Origin of the sequence: Variovorax sp. Root318D1 (assembly GCF_001424835.1) — a bacterium.
In the GTDB taxonomy this organism is placed as follows: Bacteria; Pseudomonadota; Gammaproteobacteria; order Burkholderiales; family Burkholderiaceae_C; genus Variovorax.
Genome location: NZ_LMCQ01000023.1, coordinates 53934 through 69766, shown reverse-complemented (window position 1 = coordinate 69766; position 15833 = coordinate 53934). Strand labels below are relative to the sequence as shown.

Sequence of the window (15833 nt, the reverse complement as noted above, 5' to 3'; positions counted from 1 at the left end):
CGCCATGTACAAATACCTGTTCTACGACACGATCCGGCTCAACAGAAGCGCAGGCGGCGTGCTGAACGTGGCCGATCTTCTGCTCAAGAGAATGCAGCTTTGCAAGGGCGATCGGATCCTTCCGGTCAGCGAGCTGCATCCGCGCCTTTTTGCCGCGGCGCGGCGCCTGAAGGTGAGCCGGTTCGTGGTGGAGGTACTGCTCTACAACTACCACCGCCTGCGGGCGCTCGTGACCGGGGAGCAGGTGTTCTCGCTGTTTCCGAACTACTTCCTGCCGTTCACGCTGTTCGGGCGCCACCGCGACTCGATCGTGATCGTCCACGATCTGCAATACAAGGTCTATCCCGAGAATTTCAGCCGCACCAAGCGCCTGTGGCTCGACTGGTGCCTCTGGCGCGCCGCGCACAGCCAGGCCGACGTGGTCTTCATCAGCCGGAGCAGCCAGCACGATTTCGAACGCCACTTCAAGCACTGCGAACACGCGACGGTGATCTTCAACCCGGTGGATGCCACGCGCATGCCGGCTCCGGCCGCGCCCGCTACGCCCACTACGTCCGCTACGCCCGCTGCGCCGAAGGGCACGGCGTCCGCCGGCGAACGCTACCTGATCGCGTCCTACCACTACTACCCGCACAAGAACTTCATCGGCACCCTCAAGCTCTTCGAACGCATGAAGCGCGCGGGCCTCGTCGATTGGCTGGACATCACCGGCAACGGCGCGGTCGAAGTGAAACGGATGGCCGCCTCCATGGGGCCCGAAATCAGCAGCTGCGTCCGGCACCGGGGGCTGGTTCCGCGCAAGGAACTGACCCAGCTCTATTGCGGCGCGGAGGCTTTCATCTCGCTGTCCGCCTTCGAGGGGTTCAATCTCTCCGCCGCCGAAGCGGCCACGCTGGGCGTGCCGCTCCTGCTCTCTGACATCCCGGTGCACCGGGAGCTGTTCGGCGGCTACGCATTCTTCGTCGGCAGCGAGCACTGCGATCTTGACGAGCTGTCGCAGTACCTGGCCGACCATCGCGAGATGAAGCCAGCCTGGTTGCATGCCGAAGCCTGCGCGCCCGGCACCGTGGCCCGGCGCTATCTCACGCTCAAGCGCGAGGCCGTCTCGCTTGCCGGGGCGGTGCAATGACGAAGAATCGCTTGCACGTTCTTCGCCGGCTGCTCTCGGCATGGCTGCTGCCGTGTTCGGTCCTGGCGGCGTCCGCGGCATCGGCCAACACCGCGCCCGGCTTCGGCGTGATGGTGCACTACCTGCCCGACAAGCATTCGATTGCCGACGTCGCACGCTTCGACGTCGATGCCTTCGCCGACTCACTGGGCCAGATGCGCGCGTCCCATCTCATCCTCACGCTCGGGCAGAACAATGGCCAGTACATCGCTCCCAATGCCGCGTTGGAGCGGATGTGCCCGCAAAGCGCAGCGAACCGGCCGCCGCGCGACCTGCCGCTCGAGATCGGCCGCGCGCTGCGCGCCCGCGGCATTGCGATGGTGCTGTACCTGCCGTTTCGCGCACCGCAGTCAGACCCCTACCTGATGGACTGCCTGGGCGACATCTCGGAGCAGAAGCCGCCGCCCGCAGCCTTTATCGCGCGTTGGTCGGCGGTGATCCGCGACTGGTCGGAACGCTACGGTCCGCTGGCCAGCGGCTGGTGGTTCGACGGTGTCTACAACACCACGGGCGTGTCGGCCGAAGGCTGGAACGCACTGTGCGGCGCCGCGCTCAGCGGGGCCACAAAACGCTGGCTGGCCTTCAATGCCGGCGAAGGCCCCGAGCGCTTCAGCGTCAAGGCGGCGCCGTGCCAGAACCTCATGGCCGGCGAGTTCATGCAGCCTCCGGCGCATCCCGCGGGAGCGCAAACCGGGTTGACCTTCCATCTGCTGACGCCCCTTGGCGCCTCGTGGGGCCGGCCGACGCCGCCGCGCTTCACGGCCGATCAGGTGCGCGGCTGGATCGCCAACGCGAACGCGCGCGGCGGCCTGTTCACGCTCGACCTGCCGCTGGACGCCGATTTCCGCTTTCTCCCCTCGCACGTGGCGCTGATCCGCAGCGCCACGGCGCCTCGCAACCGAGCCTTGGCACTCACTACCAACCTTCGCCAACCATGACCATCAACAACCCCCTTCTCTTCATCGTGGTGGAAGACCGCCAGAACAAGACGCTGTCGCTGTGCCGCGAATCCGCGGCTCGGGCCAGCGAATCACTTGTCGTGCTGTCCGGCACCGACGGCGGCCCCGGCTACGAGCGCCTGTGCAGCAGCTACGTGCACATGTCGAGCAATACGCCGGAGTTCGAGAAGGTCTGCTTCCGGCGCTACTTCCTCCTGGCCGAATATCTGGAGGGCCATCCCGAATGCCAGGAATTCGTGCTGATCGACAGCGACGTGCTGCTGTTCCGCGGCATCGGCGCACACATCCGCCGCGTGGCCGGCAAGGCGGATTTCTGCGGCTCGCTGATGCACCCCGACGATGGCTGGGACCCGTGCCAGATATCGCCCCACGTGAGCTACTGGACCGCGGCGGGCCTGCAGCGCTTCATCGCGTTCGTGCTCAACACCTATGCAACGCATTCCGGTCGCCGAAAGCTGCGCGCCATTGCGATGCGGTTCGCCAACCGCGGCGAACGCGGCGGCGTGTCGGACATGACCCTGCTCCATCTCTGGGCGCAAGCCAGCGGCCACATGGCGCCCATCAACCGGGTGTTCGGCGGGCGCGTGATCGACCACAACATCAACGGCGGACGCAACCTGCGGCACCACGAGTTCCAGGTCCGCGGGGGCGCCAAGCGCCTGGAGTTCGTCGACGGGCAGCCCTGCCTCGTCACGCCCGCGGGCGAGATGGTGACTGCGCTGGCGCTGCACTTCCAGGGCAGCGCGAAGATCGCGATGCCGCTCGTGCTGGGCGGCCGAGTGCGCCTGGTGGGGGTGATCACGTATCTGGTTCACATGGCGCGCCGCTTCAAGAACTGGGCTTTCGGCCGCGGCCTGATCGCATCGCGCGCGCCGGGCGACGGCCGCCTTGCGGACGCTACGGCGCCCAAATGACACCCGGCTGAACGCAACCACGCACACCCATGAACCCGCTCCACCGCACCTTCAGCCTCGCAGGCATGCGCACCGTGCAGTTTCGGGGGCTGGGCGCGCTGGCTTCGCGGCTCTACGTGTACCTGTCGGGGTTCCTGGCCGTCTTTCTGATGGCGGCGTATGTCTCGCCAGCGGACTTTGGCCAATACTCGATCTACCAGTCGTTGCTGGAGGTGGCGCTGGTGGTGGCAACGCTGGGCAGCGGGCTGCTTTTCTCGCGCAACGCGGCCAGCGTGCCGCCAGGCGTGCGCCGCGGCGACGTGGTGCGCACGCTGGCCATCGGTCTTCCGCTGGCCACGCTGCTGGTGGCTGCCATCCTGACGCTCCAGCGCGCGGCCGTGGGCGACCTGCCGTTCCTGCTGATCGTGGCAACCCTCTCGGTGTTCGCCTTCATCAGCCTTCGCCTTTCCTACAGCCGGGGCCTGGGCTTCTCGGGCCTGCTCAACCTGGAGGCCGGCATCCGCTCGACCATTCTGGTGCTCGGTGTCGCGGCCCTTGCCACCCTGGGTTTCGAGTTGCGCGTGGCGGACCTGCTGCTCATCAACCTGCTGGCCTTCCTGGTGGTGGGCGCTGCCTGCATGCATGTGGGCTGGGCCGCGGGGCCGCCGCGAGGAAGCGCCGTGCTCGGCTTGGCATCGCAGGGCAGCGCTACCGTCTATTCGCTCCTGATGTTCCTGCTTCGCAAGTCGGACCTTCTGGTGGTGGCCTTCTTCATGCCGCTCGGCTATGTGGGCGCATTCAAGATCGCCTTCTTGCTGGCGGAGGCGCCGTCGCAGTTCGTGCAGGCTTTTCTCTATACCAAGACGCGGGCCATGCTGGGCAGCGATGCCAGCAAGTTCGACCACTCGCAACTGCAGCTGGCGAAGCACTCGTTCTTGCTTGGCTGCGTTCTCTTTGCAGTGCTCGCAGTGCTGATCACGGTCGCCGCGCCGCTGCTGAAGGTCGGCCGCGAAGCGCTCGAGATCTTCCTGTGCATCGCACCCTACTTCCTGCTGCGCACCTACACGGTCCACCACGAGATGCTGCTCGCGCTCAAGACGCCGGTGAGCACGCTCGGGTACTGGGCGATGGCCGAGGTGGCGCTGCGGCTGCTGTCGTACGCCGTCGTCGTCGCTGTGTTTCCGGGCAAGCCGCACTATGTGTTCTTCATTGCCGCTTTTTCCGATCTCGCGCTCTACGAGGTGCGGATGCGTGCATTGCTCGGCTTCTTTCCCCTCGTGCGGCTGGTTCGCGGTTCTCCCACAAAGCAGTCATGAAAATTCTTCTCTATTCCATGAACTTCACGCCCGAGCTGGTGGGCATTGGAAAGTATTCGGGCGAGATGGCGCAGTGGCTGCACGCCAAGGGCCACGATGTCCGCGTGATTGCCTCGCCGCCCTTCTTTCCGAACTGGGCGCCGTTCGAAGGACATTCGGCCTGGGCCTACCGCAAGACTGTCTGCGACGGCATCACGGTCTGGCGCGCACCGACCTGGGTGCCGGCGCGGCCGCGTGCGCTGGCACGCATGGCCCACCTCTTCTCTTTCATGCTGTCGAGCATGCCGCTGCTCTTCGCGCAGATCCGCTGGCGGCCTGACGTGGTCTTCGTGGTCGAGCCGCCGCTCTTCTGCGCGCCGACCGTGCTCTTCTTCTCTCGCATGCTCGGCATCAAGTCGTGGCTGCACATCCAGGACTACGAGGTGGACGCCGCCTTCGGCCTGGGCCTGGTGCGCGGTGCGCGGGTGCGCCGTTTCGCGCTCTCGGTCGAGCGCTGGCTGCTCGGCCGCTTCAACCGGGTCTCGACCATTTCCGCAGCGATGCTGGACAAGGCCAGGGACAAGGGCATCGACGAAACACGGCTGGTGCTGCTTCCCAACTGGGTGGACGTGCGCTCGATCTACCCGCATACGGCCGGCGCATCGGACACGTGCGAGCCCGTGAACGGCTACCGCACCATGCTCGGTATTCCGGCCGACGCGGTGGTGGTGCTCTATGCGGGCAGCCTGGGCAACAAGCAGGGCATCGAGCTGCTGGCCGATGCGGCGCGGCAGCTGGCTGCGGCCAGCCACATTCACTTCGTGCTCTGCGGCAACGGGCCGAGCCGCGAGGGGTTGAAGACCGCCTGCGCCAACCTGGAGCGTGTGCATTTTCTGGATCTGCAACCGGCCGAGCGGCTCAACGAACTGCTGGGCATGGCCGACATCCACGTGCTGCCGCAGCGCGCCGACGCGGCCGACCTGGTGATGCCCTCGAAGCTGGGCGGCATGCTCGCGAGCGGCAAGGCGGTGATCGTCACGGCCCATGAGGGCACCGAACTGAGCAACGTGGTGGCCGGCCGCGGCCTGGTGGTTGCGCCTGGCGATGCGGATGCGCTGTCCGATGCCATCGCCAAGCTCGCAGCCTCGCGCTCGCAGCGCGAAACCATGGGCGCTGCCGGCCGGTCATTTGCCGAATCGGAGCTGGATCGAAACGCCATCCTGCTGCGCCTCGAGAAGGAGCTGCTGCGCTGTCTCGCGGACTGAGAGCGCAACTTCCAAACGACAACACCACCACGTCGACACATACGCAGCAGCCCTCTCATAACTCCAACCTGGGTATTCCACATGTCCGACACCACTTCGAATTCCTCCGGCGTTTCGGATTTCGGCCGCGCGCCCGAACGCCGCACGAACTACTCGTCTGGCGTCTGCCCGCCGCCGGAGCCGTTGTGGCCGCACTTCCTGACCGGGCAGGAAGATTCGCCGGTGCGCGTGCTGCTCGTCGACGACGATGAATTCATGCGGCGAGTGATCGCGCAGGAGCTGCTGTCCGACCTGCGCATCCAGCTCGAAGGGCAAGCCGGCAGCGTCCGCGACGGCCGCCGCCTTTTGGCGACCCACGAGTTCGATGTGCTGATGGTCGACCTGCGGCTGGGCGACGGGTCGGGTTTCGACCTCATCCGAGAGGCGCGCAAGCTGCAGCGCCACTGCGAAATCATCGTGATCTCGGCCCTGGAGGACGATGCCCACGTGATTCATGCGCTGGAGCTCGGCGCCACCGGCTACCTGCTCAAGCATGCATGGCTCCAGAGCTTTGCCCAGGCCGTGTTGCAAGTGGTCAACGGCGGCGCAGCCATCACGCCGAAGCTGGCGCGCCGGCTGCTTACGCGCATGACCCAAGGCGGCGGAGTCGAACCGCCGGCCATGGAAATCCCGGTGCGCGAGGCGACGCTGACCGCGCGGGAACGCGAGGTGCTGCGATGCGTGGCGCGCGGCTACGTCTCCAAGGAGATCAGCCTGCGGCTCGGCATCTCGGGGCAGACGGTCAATGCCCACATAAAGAACATCTACAAGAAGCTGCACGTGCATTCGCGCGCGCAGGCGGTCAGCCTGGCCACGCACACGGGCCAGCTCTGACCGAGCGCCATCACTTCAAACAAGGAAGGACGGACACCGTGAACGACACCCCCACCATCCATCCCGTAGTGCTCTGCGGCGGCAGCGGCACACGCCTGTGGCCGCTCTCGCGCAAGACGCTGCCCAAGCAGTTCGCGCCGCTCATCGGCGACAAGAGCCTGCTGCAACTGACGCTGGAGCGTCTGGGCAGCTTGAACAAGAACATCACCTGCATCGCATCGGAGGAGCATCGCTTCCTGGTGCGGGAGGCAGTGGACAAGGCTGGCGCCACGGGCCGGCAGATCCTGGAGCCGGTGGCGCGCAACACGGCCGCCGCCATGGCCGCGGCCGCACTGCTTGCGGGCGAGGACGACCTGCTGCTGTTTGCGCCGGCCGACCATCACATTCCTGACACGGCGCTCTTTGCGCAGACCATACGCAGCGGCGTCGAGGCCGCGCTGGCTGGGCAGATCGTCACCTTTGGCGTGTCGCCCACCTTTGCCAGCACGGCTTACGGCTACATCGAGGCGGGCGCGCCATCGGACGATGGCCACAGCCGCGCCGTGGTGCGCTTCGTCGAGAAGCCGACGGCGGACGTGGCCGAACTGCTGATCCTGCACGGCGGCTACTGCTGGAACGCCGGCATCTTCCTGGCCAAGGCCAGCGTGCTCATTGGGGCGCTGCGCACGCACGCCCCTGACATCCTGGAGGCCTGCGAGCGCGCCACCGCCGCCGCCTCGTGCGACGGGAGTTTCGACCGGCTGGACCGCGAGGCCTTCGAGGCTTGCCGCAGCGACAGCATCGACTATGCGGTGCTCGAAAAGCACCCGGACATCGCAGTCGTGAAGTTCAACGGCAACTGGAGCGACGTCGGCAGCTGGAACGCGGTCGCCGCACTGCATCCGGCGGACAGCGCCGGCAACCGGCTGAGTGGCCGGGCCAGCACCCTGCGTTCGAAAAATACCTTCATCCATGCGCCCTACCGGCCGGTGGTGGCCCTGGGCACCGACAACCTGATCATCGTGGACACGCCGGATGCCGTGCTGGTGGCCAGCGCGGACTGTGCCCAGCAGGTCGGCGACGTGGTGCGCATGCTCACGCAGGACGGCAAGGCCGAAGCGACCGAACACAGGCGCGTGGTCAGGCCATGGGGCGCATACGACCGCCTCGACTTTGGCGACCGCTTCCAGGTTAAGCGGCTCACCGTCAAGCCCGGCGGCAAGCTGTCGCTGCAAATGCATCACCACCGCGCCGAACACTGGATCGTGGTGCAGGGCACGGCCAAGGCCACCTGCGACGGGCAGGTCACCCTTGTGCGGGAGAACGAATCCATCTACCTGCCCCTGGGCGCCATCCACCGGCTGGAGAACCCCGGCAAGACGATGCTGGAGGTGATCGAGGTGCAGACCGGCGGCTACCTGGGCGAGGACGACATCGTGCGCTTCGACGACACCTACGGCCGGTGTGCTGCCATCAGGACGCGCGGTGAAGCGGAGCCGGCGCCGCTGCCCGCCGTGGTTCATGCGGATGTGAATGCGGGTGCCGGCGCCGAAGCCATGCAACCCGCGATGGCGGCAGGCCCCATCGCCATCACGTAGCATCCGCGCCATGAGCTATACAGTGAACCTGATCGACTTTCCCGATGCGCCGGCCGAAGTCATTTCCGCGGCGCAGGCGCGTTTTCGGCGCGAACTCGACAAGCTGCTGGGCGATGGCGTGGAGCCGGCGCTGAAAGCCTTCGAGAACGCCAGCGAGTCGAGCGCCGACGAGCTCACGAAAGACGAGATCGCCCTGGCGGCGAGCTGGGCCAAGGCCTACCAAGCCGCCAAGACAGCAGGCTTTCGCGCGCTGGGCGAAGCCGACGAAGCATATTTCGAGGTCCGGCTCGACTGACGGGCCGAGGCCGCGAACCTCCCGCCCGCAGGCAGACCCTCCATGACGAAGCTCTGGCCTGCCTTGTTGATTGCGGCCACCCTGCTCTGGGGCTGCACCGCGCCGCCGGGCGCAAAGTCGACCATGCCGGTACCGGCGGCTCCGGGCACAGGCACGGTGCATTGGCAGTACATGCGCTCGACCTCCTACGAGGCGCGGCAACCGGGGTTGGGCATCAGCCACCGCTACGAAAGCCGCGTAGGCTGGGTCGACGTGTATGTTTACGACCTGAAGCAAAGCAGCTGGATGTCCGGCGTGGACGATCCACGATTCGATGAACACTTCAAGGCCACCGTCAACGAGATCCGGGTCGCCGGCGCAAACGGCGTGTATGCCAAGGTGGAGGTCGGCCCTGTGAGCGACGTGCGCATCGAGGAACAGACCCTTCGCCGCGTGAGCTTTCGCTTGCTGCACGCCGCCACCGGAAGGAGCTACGAGTCGTTCACCTTTTTAACGGCGCGCGACGGGCGGCTGCTGAAATACCGCATGTCTTTTGCTACGCCGGCACCCTCCGACGTCGATGCGATTGCCCGCGAGTTCGTCGCGCAAAACCTGCGCCGCGGACCCGACATGCCGAGAGCGTTGCCACCCTTCTTGAACATCTGATCCGGGCGCAAATAGACTGTACGTTCATACAGTGTTTCCTCTAGAATGACTCGTCTCCCAGAGCAACATTCGAGGCGACACCATGACTACCGCCAGCCCGCCCGCGCCCTCCGCGCGCATCCTTTTTTTGTCCCCATTGCGACGTTCGCAACCGCGCCAGCTGGCGGGCCGTATTTCGACCTGGCCCTTTCGCGTGGCTTCCGACAAGGACCGCGAGGGCGGCGACATCCGCCTTCAGGCGGCGCGCGTCATTCGCACCACCGCCGATCAATGGTGGCCGCCGGCCGAGTGAGCGGAAGACGCGGCTATTGCAAGGCCAAGGTGCCCAGTTCGCCGAGCATGTCCTGCGCATCGTCGTCGAAGCCCGCAATGGGCTGGGCCTTGGCAAGCGCCATCCACACGCCGAACGGAATGCGCTCGAAGGCGCGGTGCACGGCGGCGCGCGCCACCACCAGGCGTTCACCTTCGAGCACGAGCACTCCGCACTCGGGCGGGATTTCATCGGGTGATGCAATGCATCGGCCGCGCGCATCGTTGCCCAGCACGTACCAGCACTCGCCGCCGAGGTCGAGGTAGGCGGCGCGCTTGTCGGGCTTTCGCAGGTCGCCCAGCAAGTCGGCGCGGCTCACCTTCACCTCATGCACGATGGGATGCGCATAGGCTTCGACGCTGGTGTTGCGGATCGAGAACACATCGGGTCTCGCTATGCACCAGCGCGCCTTGCCGCCTTCTTCGAGCGGCGGCAGGCGTGCCCGCAAGCCGAGCCCGCGCCAGGCGATGCGGCCGCCGCGCGTCATCTCGCGCGCCACGCGTTCAACCAGCGCTTCATGCGGCGAAAGCGCCGCGCGATTGACGGTAAGCGTGGTGGCAATGCGTGCGATGCCGGCATCGGTCACGCGCAGGGTTTCGTGGCCTTGCAAAGTGCGCACGCGTTCGAGGAACCCGCCCGCCAGCAGTTCGACCTCGATGGCATCGCAGCAGGGCCAGCCCGCCGATCGATAGATTTCGCGCAGCCGCCGCGCATGCAGCTTTCCGAACGGCACCGCGCCGGCCCGCTGCATGGGCGGCTCCACCACGGGCGGCGGAAATCCCGGGTCGGTGAACGGCGGCTCGACGGGCGGTGGATCGCCCTCGGGCGGAGGGCCGATCGGCGGTGGCGGCGGCATGGGAATCGGCACGTCGGGCGCGGGCGGCGGCGGACCGATCGGACCGGCGGCGACATGATCAATGGCGAGTGCGGACATGGGAGAAACAGGTTAGCGAAAAGTCGTGGTACGCGCGAGACATGGAACGATCGGTTGCATTCATCCCGGTGTCTCTCAGTGGAAATCGCGGCTGGTGTTGCTCTGCGCCAGCCGGCCCATGAGCGGCGTCAGGTCCTTGAAGCCGGTGGCGATCAGGTGCTGCACCTTGCCGCCGCTGTCGTCGTCGCGCTGCCAGGTGCCTTGTACCGCGAGCAGGTGCGACTTGAGAAGCGGCTCGCGCCAGGCCTCGATGACATGGCTCCAGACAATGACGTTGACGTTGCCGGTCTCGTCCTCGAGTGTGACGAAGATGGTGCCGTTGGCGGTGCCGGGGCGCTGCCGTCCCTTGACGATGCCGCAGGCGCGCACGGTGCGGCCGGTGGGCTGCGCGCGCAGCTCTTCGGCGCTCATGAGGTTCATGCGCGCCAGGCGCGACCGCAGCAGCGCGAGCGGATGGCGGCGCAGCGTGAGGCCGAGCGCGGCGTAGTCGCCAACGATCTCCTCGCCTTCGGGCGCGGCCGGCAGCTGCAGGGCCTCTTCGTTGATGGGCACGCCGCGCAGCAAGGCGGGTGCGCGGCGCTGCGCGGTGGCGTCCCACACCTGCTGGCGCCGATGGCCCGAGAGCGACATCAGCGCATCGGCCGCGGCCAGCGCCGCCATGTCCTTGCCGTCGAGCTCGGCGCGCAAGGCAAGGTCTTCGGTGCTGGTGAACGGCGCTTGCGCGCGCGCTTCGAGCAGGCGCTTGGCACCGGCTTCGCTCAAGGTGGAAATCCGGCGCAGGCCGAGCCGCACCGCGGGCTGGTTCTCGTTGCCCAGGCGCTGCCCGGTATAGCGTGCGTCGGTGCCGGGCGGCACGCGCGGCGCATCGGGGGCACGCGCTTCGAGCGTGGTGTCCATGTCGCTGCACGTGACGTCGACCGGCCGCACCTCGACGCCATGGCGGCGCGCGTCCTGCACAAGCTGCGAGGGGCTGTAGAAACCCATGGGCTGCGAGTCGAGCAGCGCCGCCAAAAAGCAGGCGGGCTCGTAGTTCTTGAGCCAGCTGCTCACGGTGACCAGCAAGGCAAAGCTCGCGGCGTGGCTTTCGGGAAAGCCGTAGTCGCCAAAGCCGAGGATCTGCTTGAAGATGGCTTCGGCGAACGACTCCTTGTAGCCCTTGCGGACCATGCCTTGCACGAGCTTGTCGTGGAACTTGTCGAGGCCGCCCTTGCGCTTCCATGCCGCCATGGCGCGGCGCAGCTGGTCGGCCTCGTCGGCGGTGAAATCGGCCGCGATCATCGCGATCTGCATCACCTGCTCCTGGAAGATCGGCACGCCCAGCGTGCGCTCCAGTGCGGGCCGCAGTTCTTCTTTCTCGTAGTGGATTGGCAAGCCCTTGTCCACGCGCTCGCGCTGCTTGAGGTAGGGATGCACCATGCCGCCCTGAATGGGCCCGGGCCGCACGATGGCGACCTCGATCACCAGGTCTTCGTAGCAGCGCGGCTTCAGGCGCGGCAGCATCGACATCTGCGCGCGGCTCTCGATCTGGAACACGCCGACGGTGTCGGCGTCGCAGATCATGTCGAACACCTTCTGGTCGTCGTTGGGAACGTGGTGCATCTCAACCGCCGAGCCGCGCCAGCGGTTCATGTGGTCGAGCCCGCGGCGGATGGCGCTGAGCATGCCGAGCGCGAGCACGTCGACCTTGAGCATGCCCATGGCCTCGAGATCGTCTTTTTCCCACTGGATGACGGAGCGGTCTTTCATCGACGCCTTCTCGACCGGCACCAGCCGCGTGAGCCTGGTGTGCGTGAGCACGAAGCCGCCCACGTGCTGGCTCAGGTGGCGCGGAAAGCCCTTGAGCCGCTGCGTCATCTCGATCCATTGCACCAGCTTGAGCTCGTCTTCCTCCACGCCCACGCGGGCGGCCGCCTTGAACAACTGCTCGCCCAGCACGGTGTCGTCGAACCAGTAATGGTCCTTGGCGAATTCGTCGATCAGGCGTTCGTCGATGCCCATTGCCTTGCCCACGTCGCGCAATGCGCTGCGTGCGCGGTAGCAGATGACGACAGCCGCAATGGCGGCGCGCTCGCGGCCGTATTTTTCGTAGATGTACTGGATGACCTCCTCGCGCCGCTGGTGTTCGAAATCGACGTCGATGTCGGGCGGCTCATGGCGGTGGCGACTCAGGAAGCGCTCGAACAGCAGGTGGCCTTTTTCAGGGTCGATGGCGGTGATGCCGAGGCAGAAGCAGACCGCCGAATTGGCCGAGGAGCCGCGGCCCTGGCAGAGGATGTGCTGCGAGCGCGCGAAGCGCACGATGTCTTCCACCGTGAGAAAGAACATCTCGTACTTGAGCTCGAGAATCAGGTCGAGCTCTTTCTGCACCTGCTCGCGCACCTTGGCGGGAACACCGCCCGGATAGCGCTCCTGCGCGCCCTCCCATGTCTTGCGCACCAGCGTCTGGGCCGGCGTCTCGTGGCTGCCCACGGTTTCGAGCGGGTACTGGTAGTTCTCGCGGATGACTTCCGGATCGAACCTGCAGCGCGCGGCCACCACCAGCGTGTTCGACAGCATGTCGGGAAGATAGAGCTCGGCCAGCCGGACCCGCTGCCGCAGATGGCGCTCGGCATTCGACTGCAGCGCAAAGCCGCACTCGGCCACGGTCCTGCCTTCGCGCACGGCCGTGAGCACGTCGTGCAGCGGCTTGCTCGATCGTGCATGCATGTGCACGTCGCCGGCCGCCACCAGCGGCACGCCGGCGTGCTCGCTCGCCTGCAAGAGCGCGGCAAACCACAGGTCGTCGTCGAGCTCGTTGAGCATCTCGACCGCCAGCCACAGGTTCTCTCCGTAGAGCGCCTTGGCGGCCAGCAGGTCTTCATGCAGCGTGGCGGCATCCATGGCGCCGCCTGGCGCCCGATGCGGCACGAAAAGAACCTGGCAGTCCTGCAGCGAAGCCACGTCGCTGCTCTCCCAGCTCACGCGGTATTCGCCCTTGGGCAGCTCGGTGTTGCGCGCGGCGGTGATGAACTCGCAGAGGTTGCCCCAGCCCTCGATGCCGTTCGCGATGACCACGAGCCTGAAGCGCTCGAAGCGGAACTCGCTGCCGAACAGCAGCCTGAAGCCGGGGTTGCGCGGAATCGGCGGCTCTTCGGGGTGCTTGTGCTCGTATTCGTCGAGCTTGGCCGGCAGCTCGCGCAGGCAGACGTGCGCGCGCACGATGCCCGCCACCGAGCATTCATCGGTGATGGCCAGGGCCGTGTAGCCGAGCTGGTAGGCACGCTCGACCAGTTCCTCGGGCGTCGAGGCGCCGCGCTGAAAGCTGAAGTGGGTGAGGCAGTGCAGCTCGGCGTAGTCCGGCAACGCCGGTGCGGTCTTCCTGCGCAAAGGCAAGGGCAGCGCATGCACCTCGGCCGAGTTGCGCCCGCGCAGCTGCTTTTCGCTCAGGTCAGGCATAGAGCCCCTGCAGGTACCAGCGCACTTCGCCTGGAGAAAAGCGCGCGGAGGGCCGCTCGCGAAAGATCCACACCAGGCCGGCTCCGGGGCTTTCGGCCACGTAATAGTCGCGCATCGCGGGCTGGCCGCCGTCTTCCTTGCCGCCCCACCAACCCGCCTCGATGCGCTGCGGCCCGACCAGCTTGCTGAGCGGACCGCGGTAGCAGGGGCGCTCGCCGTCCATCTCGAGCAGCAGGGGTTCGGGCAACAGCCATGGCGGGTAGATGGCATCGGGCTGCGAGGCCGCGGCCTTCGCTTCTTTTCGAACCTTGGCCGGCAGCGCCTTGTCCTTCTGCAGCGCGGGCCGCCAGGTCTGCTTGCGCTCGGGCCGGTGGTCGGCCTCGGCGGCAGGCACCACCACCTGCTGCGGTCCGAGCCGCACGCTGAGCCGCTCGACCATCTCGTGCAGCTTGTCGCCCTTGCGGTTGTCCTCGGGCAGGAAGCTGGTGCTGGCGCCGGCCCACGGATCGGTTTCGAGCGTGCGCAACCGGAGCCAGCTGACAGGCGCTGCGAGCGTGGTGAGGGCGAGCTTTTCGGACAGCAGCCGGCGCAGGTGCGCCATGTCCTGCGTGGGCTCGGCCGTGCGCACGGTGACCTGCTGGTGCGGCGGCAGGTTGACGCCGTTGAAGCGCTTGAGATCGAGCGTCCATTGCAGCTCGAGCGCACGGGCGCCGCGCTGGCGGGCACGCAGCCAGATCTGCAGCGCCGAGAGCAGGCGGTTGGCCGACCACATCAGCTCGGGCGCGGTCTCGGCCAGCGCGGGCAGTTCCAGCTTCTGCTCGAACACGTCGGGCAGAGTGAGCCAGCTGTGGCTTTCGGGACGCAGGCCCCAGGCGGTGTCGAGCGCTTCGCGCAGCACCGCGCCAAAGCGCCGCGTGAGTCCCCCGCGCGGCAGGGCCGCCACCTCGCCCCAGGTGCGGCAGCCGAGCCGCGCGAGCAGGTCGAGGTGATCGCGCGCGGCGCTCAAGGTGTCCAGCGGCAGCCCGGCCGGAATGTCCTTGGGCCGGTCTTCGTTGTGCTCGAACAGGCGCAGCCGGGCCAGCGCGACCAGGCTCGTGGCGCCCTGCGCGCCCAGCATGCGCACGTCGGGCGCGGGGTTGGAGGCGACCAGCTGGCGCATCAGCTGAAGCCGCCCGCCCCACAGGCGCTCGCAGGCCGAGACCTCGAGCATCAGCGCTTCGTCCTGCCAGGCGACGTGCGGCGTGTAGTGCAGCGCCCACCAGCCCAGTGCTTCAGACGTGGGCAGGGCCGGCGCTTCAGGCGCGTCGGTTTCAGGCAACCACCGCAATGCGATCCAGTGCATTGGGACCTCCCTTCCACACGTCGATGCGCACCACCGTGGCCGACGACGACGCTTCACCCATCGGCACCGCCGTGCCCTGCTGCTGCAGCCGCAGCTTGCGGCGCAGCCGCGCGGCGGCCAGCAAAGCGGCCATGCGCTCGTTGCGCGCAGGCAGCATCACCGGCGCGGCGAGCGGCGGGCCGCGGCGCTTCAGGATGCGCAGCTCGATCTGCGAGCTGTCGGCCTCGCAGCTTTCCACCTGGAGCCGCAGCCGTGCAGGCGAAGCGCCCTGTGCGGCCGATTCGGGCCGGCAGACGAAAAGCAGCACCTCGTGCTGGGCGGCCGCCAACTGCAGCCGCCGCAGTTCGCCCACCCGCGCCTGCGGCAGCCAGGCCAGCACGGCCGCCACGTCCGCACAGCGCAGCGCCTGCTCGCAAGCCCACAGCCGCGCGGACGCAGCCTCGCTCCGGACCCACATCAGCGCTTCCACTGGCAGGCCTTGCGCCGCCAGCGACGGCCCGCAAGGCTCATAGGGCGCACCGATCAGCACCACCGGCCCGCCGCGCGCCTGGACCGCCTGCCCCAGGGCGGGCAGCAGCAGCCGCCAGACATGCGCCTCGGGCGTGCCTTGCAGCAGCTCCGTCATGGCGCCGACCGGCCAGCCGCCGCCCGGCAACTCCGCGTCCAGCGCGGCGTGGCCGGTGGCGACGACCTGCGCGTCGGCCAGGCCGAGCTCGTCGGCGTGCCAGACGCCACGGCCGGCGGCAGCGGAAAAGGAGTCGAGGAAAGGAAGGCCCATGATGCAACTGTTAACTGTACTTTTATACAGTATTTTGTGGGCCGCAACAACGCAGAAACCAAAT

14 protein-coding genes are annotated in these 15833 nt (G+C 67.3%); 10 read left to right on the top strand and 4 right to left on the bottom strand.

The window, feature by feature from the left end:
- Positions 1 to 4: 4 nt before the first annotated feature.
- The 10 genes from ASC78_RS21325 (at position 5) to ASC78_RS21280 (ending at position 9262) form a co-directional block, all read left to right on the top strand.
- Positions 5 to 1129: a glycosyltransferase gene (locus ASC78_RS21325; RefSeq protein ID WP_055805925.1), complete on the top strand. Its 1125-nt coding sequence runs from the start codon at positions 5 to 7 to the stop codon at positions 1127 to 1129.
- The gene (locus ASC78_RS21320; RefSeq protein ID WP_055805922.1) at positions 1126 to 2106 is read left to right on the top strand and encodes a hypothetical protein; all 981 of its coding nucleotides are present in this window, start codon (positions 1126 to 1128) and stop codon (positions 2104 to 2106) included. Before ASC78_RS21325 ends, ASC78_RS21320 begins: the two co-directional genes overlap by 4 nt.
- Complete coding sequence (locus ASC78_RS21315) at positions 2103 to 3041, top strand: hypothetical protein (protein ID WP_055805920.1); 939 nt, start codon at positions 2103 to 2105, stop codon at positions 3039 to 3041. Before ASC78_RS21320 ends, ASC78_RS21315 begins: the two co-directional genes overlap by 4 nt.
- 29 nt (positions 3042 to 3070) lie before the next feature.
- Entirely contained in the window at positions 3071 to 4336 is a 1266-nt protein-coding gene (locus ASC78_RS21310) for a lipopolysaccharide biosynthesis protein (protein WP_055805918.1), read from the top strand.
- Positions 4333 to 5580: a glycosyltransferase WbuB gene (locus ASC78_RS21305; protein WP_055805916.1), complete on the top strand. Its 1248-nt coding sequence runs from the start codon at positions 4333 to 4335 to the stop codon at positions 5578 to 5580. Before ASC78_RS21310 ends, ASC78_RS21305 begins: the two co-directional genes overlap by 4 nt.
- Before the next feature lie 81 nt (positions 5581 to 5661).
- Positions 5662 to 6453, top strand: coding sequence for a LuxR C-terminal-related transcriptional regulator (locus ASC78_RS21300; RefSeq protein WP_055805914.1), 792 nt, complete (start codon positions 5662 to 5664; stop codon positions 6451 to 6453).
- Positions 6454 to 6491: 38 nt separating this feature from the next.
- Positions 6492 to 8030, top strand: a complete 1539-nt coding sequence (locus ASC78_RS21295) for a mannose-1-phosphate guanylyltransferase/mannose-6-phosphate isomerase (RefSeq protein ID WP_055805912.1) — start codon at positions 6492 to 6494, stop codon at positions 8028 to 8030.
- Between the two features lie 10 nt (positions 8031 to 8040).
- The gene (locus tag ASC78_RS21290) at positions 8041 to 8325 is read left to right on the top strand and encodes a hypothetical protein (protein WP_055805909.1); all 285 of its coding nucleotides are present in this window, start codon (positions 8041 to 8043) and stop codon (positions 8323 to 8325) included.
- Positions 8326 to 8367: 42 nt separating this feature from the next.
- A complete protein-coding gene (locus ASC78_RS21285) occupies positions 8368 to 8970 on the top strand; it encodes a hypothetical protein (protein WP_055805907.1) in 603 nt (200 codons plus the stop codon).
- 82 nt (positions 8971 to 9052) lie between these two features.
- The gene (locus tag ASC78_RS21280; RefSeq protein ID WP_055805904.1) at positions 9053 to 9262 is read left to right on the top strand and encodes a hypothetical protein; all 210 of its coding nucleotides are present in this window, start codon (positions 9053 to 9055) and stop codon (positions 9260 to 9262) included.
- Positions 9263 to 9275: 13 nt separating this feature from the next.
- Here the strand turns inward: ASC78_RS21280 and ASC78_RS21275 are convergent, their stop codons facing one another.
- The 4 genes from ASC78_RS21275 to imuA form a co-directional block, all read right to left on the bottom strand.
- Complete coding sequence (locus tag ASC78_RS21275; protein WP_055805900.1) at positions 9276 to 10214, bottom strand: hypothetical protein; 939 nt, start codon at positions 10212 to 10214, stop codon at positions 9276 to 9278.
- 75 nt (positions 10215 to 10289) lie between these two features.
- The gene (locus ASC78_RS21270; RefSeq protein WP_055805898.1) at positions 10290 to 13649 is read right to left on the bottom strand and encodes an error-prone DNA polymerase; all 3360 of its coding nucleotides are present in this window, start codon (positions 13647 to 13649) and stop codon (positions 10290 to 10292) included.
- Entirely contained in the window at positions 13642 to 14991 is a 1350-nt protein-coding gene (locus ASC78_RS21265) for a Y-family DNA polymerase (protein ID WP_055805895.1), read from the bottom strand. The genes ASC78_RS21270 and ASC78_RS21265 overlap by 8 nt, the downstream gene beginning before the upstream one ends.
- Positions 14960 to 15769, bottom strand: coding sequence for a translesion DNA synthesis-associated protein ImuA (imuA, locus tag ASC78_RS21260; protein ID WP_055805892.1), 810 nt, complete (start codon positions 15767 to 15769; stop codon positions 14960 to 14962). The genes ASC78_RS21265 and imuA overlap by 32 nt, the downstream gene beginning before the upstream one ends.
- Between the last annotated feature and the right edge of the window lie 64 nt (positions 15770 to 15833).